The 2,896-nt window shown below is 56.5% G+C and carries 2 protein-coding genes and 1 pseudogene; all 3 read right to left on the reverse strand.

Annotation, left to right across the window (positions count from 1 at the left end):
- Positions 1 to 238 (reverse strand): annotated as a pseudogene (locus Q0510_RS23820) (fructose-bisphosphatase class I); the annotation flags it as partial.
- Between the two features lie 34 nt (positions 239 to 272).
- On the reverse strand, positions 273 to 1,559 hold the full coding sequence (locus Q0510_RS23825; RefSeq protein ID WP_298717467.1) for a hypothetical protein: 1,287 nt from the start codon (positions 1,557 to 1,559) through the stop codon (positions 273 to 275).
- Positions 1,560 to 1,699: 140 nt separating this feature from the next.
- Positions 1,700 to 2,896, reverse strand: a 1,197-nt coding sequence (locus Q0510_RS23830) for a RagB/SusD family nutrient uptake outer membrane protein (RefSeq protein WP_298717470.1), incomplete at its 5' end; no start/stop codon positions are given.

A 2,896-nucleotide genomic window follows, 5' to 3' on the forward strand; every position in this document is an offset into this window, starting at 1 on the left:
CATCCGTGAAATGATCGTTCGCATAAACGTCCAGCTTCTTCACTTCCTCGCCCTGCACGTTCATCCCGCCGGTATCTCCCAAAATATCGACCAGCCCCGCTTTGTTCACTTCTACGTTCACCCGCTTGGCGGCCAGGCCGATATCGCGCAGCAAGCCGCTCAATTCACCCGTGGCGTTCGGGAATCGCTTCAATTGCTGGATGGTAAATTCGTCCAGCGTCAGTATACTCCGGTTCATTACTTTTCTTCAAATATTGATTCGCAATCTTTCCTTACTTTATCGCCAGCAGCCGCGCTTTCACCCTGTCCAGGAATCCGCGCGGGGCAAACGGCAACGGGAAGGCAGGCTTCGCATTCGCCTGAACGGTGGCCAATGCATCCAGTGCCGCCTGCGCGTTGGGGAACACGTCCGCAAAAGGTTGTAAACGATAGGCTGCCGGCATGCTGGCCTCCCAGGTACTTTGATTATCTACAAACCGCAGCACCTTCGCCAGTACGGGCACCGTTTTACTGTCTGCGATAAAACCCGCGAACTCCGTGATCACCTCTTCCGCCGTCAGCGACGCATCCTGGCTGAAGCGGCCCATCGCGTAGACGTTCAGCGCTTCCGTCTGGATACCGTCCTTATCGATGCTCGTATTCACGATCATCCCGTTCAGCTGCAATCCCCGCGCCTTGCGGGCGATATCGCCGATATACCGCGTTTCCGACTGGGTGTAATGCGTGCCCACCAGGTAGCCGGTGTACCCGTCATCCACTTCATCGACCAGGAAATACGGCCAGGCCCATTGCCGCTGCACGCCCTTCCCTTTCAGCGCATCCACATCCTGCAGCACAGGGAACAGTTCCGGCGTTTTGCCCGCCTTTACATATTCGTTCATTGCCAGCGAACGGTAATAATTATGCATGGGGTAGATCATCCCGATATCCGCCGCCCATTTCGGATCGGCCAGCAGCTTGCGGCTGAAAGATGTTTCCTTGTCCCAGAATTCAACGGTAAAGGGAGAAATCTGCACATCGTCCCAATGTGCGATGGCCCAGGTGTTGACGTTATACAAAGCCTTCGGCGCTTTCCTCCCGACGATCTCTTTCACCGTGATCACCATATCCATAAAATGCCCAGCCCCGGCTTCGCCCAGCTTCACCGGCGTACCGCCCGGATCGCCCGCGAAGAGGGTAATCACATCCGCCGCCGCCATCCGCGTTACGATCAGCTCGATATCCTTTAAACGCCGCTGCATCATGGCACCATCTCTCGGATCGAAGCCCTGCCCGTTCGGCCCCATATTGGAAAACACGACGATCTCCACCTTGAAACCGGCGTGCTGCGCATCCCGCATCCGGGCGTGGTATACAGACAGCAGTTCCTCCGTGGCGATTTCGCCGGCGATGAGGATGGACACCGTATTGTACCCGCAGGCTTTCCAGTAATCATAATCGCGCTGGATTTCACGGCTCCAGGAAGGCCAGAGGTATACGCCCAGGTATTCGAAATCCGTTTTCGGCCGTACGACCGGCGTTTGGGTTTCCGGCTCTTCCGGCGTCGTACTCGTGGGCACACGGGAGGATTTCCCGCAGGAAAGGGCTAAAGCGGCCAGTAGCATAACAAATAAATATCGCATAATCGATCATTTTGCGTGGGTGTAAAAAAATAGCCGGTCCGCCCGGACCGGCTACCTGTTTCATGTATACTTTCCTTTTACCATCCGGGGTTTTGATTGGCCGCGAAATCGGGGATCAGGTTGGTTTCGCCGATCGGTATGGGGAACAGCAGGTATTTATCCTGCCATCCTGAAGCACGGCGCTCCGTCACAAACCGGGTGTAGGTAAACGAACCGTTGGGCTGCTTCCTGATTTCCATCCCGGTTACGAGTTTGTCGGTCTCCGACAATATTTTCCATCTGCGCACGTCCCAGAAGCGGTGCTCTTCAAAAGCGAATTCCACCCGGCGCTCCCGGCGAATCCTCTCCCGCATCTGGTTTTTATCGAGCCCGGTCGGCAGGTCCGGCATCCCGGCGCGCCTGCGGACGATGTTCACCGGCTCGTAAGCCTGTGCGGGCCCGTTCGCTTCATTCTCCGCTTCCGCATAATTGAGATAAATCTCCGCCAGCCGGAATTTCTTCCAGCGGCACTCTTGCACCAGCTGGTTCGCCGGGATCAGGGGGTCATAGAACTTCCGCAGGTAATATCCCGTGCGCGTGTTGGTGAACTGCACCTGGGGGATCATCTGATCGAGGCCGCCGATGAATGTTTCCACGTTATGGTCGATCCCCCCGATCATGCCGTAATGCGCGCCATTGTACCAGGTAGTCGCGTAAAAGCGGGGATCACGCCCTTCGTAAGGTTTGGTTTCATCATACCCGGATGCTGCATTGATGATGGGATGCAGGTGGTCATTATCCGAATACCCCAGGATGGCGGGCTCGCCCGTTGTTTTCATTTCATAACTGTCGATCAGCTCCTGGGAAGGACAAGCTCCCGCGCTGGTACCGACCAGCCGTCCGTTCGTAGGGATGGTATTGATCACGGAGAAAACGCCTGCGGGCGCGGGAATTTCGTGTATGGTTTCGAAGTCGCGGATATTAGCGCCGAGGTCCTGCGTTTTCAGGAAATACTGGCCATAATCCGCGAACAGCTTGTAATCGCCCTGCACGGTGAGCGCCTGCACCGCTTCTTTGCCGGCCTGTGCCGCCGCTGCCCATTTCGCAGCGTCGTTCGAGGGGTTCCACAGCGGGCTTGCGTTGAACAGCAAAGCCTGGGTTTTAATGGCATAAGCGACTGACTTCGGGAAACGCCCTCTCTCGGCAACGTTGGTGATCCTCAGCGGCACGTCCTGGTTGGCGATCACGGCATCGCAGTCCTGCACGATGAAAGCGATTACATCCGCAAATGCCGG

Origin of the sequence: uncultured Chitinophaga sp. (assembly GCF_937874145.1) — a bacterium.
GTDB lineage: Bacteria > Bacteroidota > Bacteroidia > Chitinophagales > Chitinophagaceae > Chitinophaga.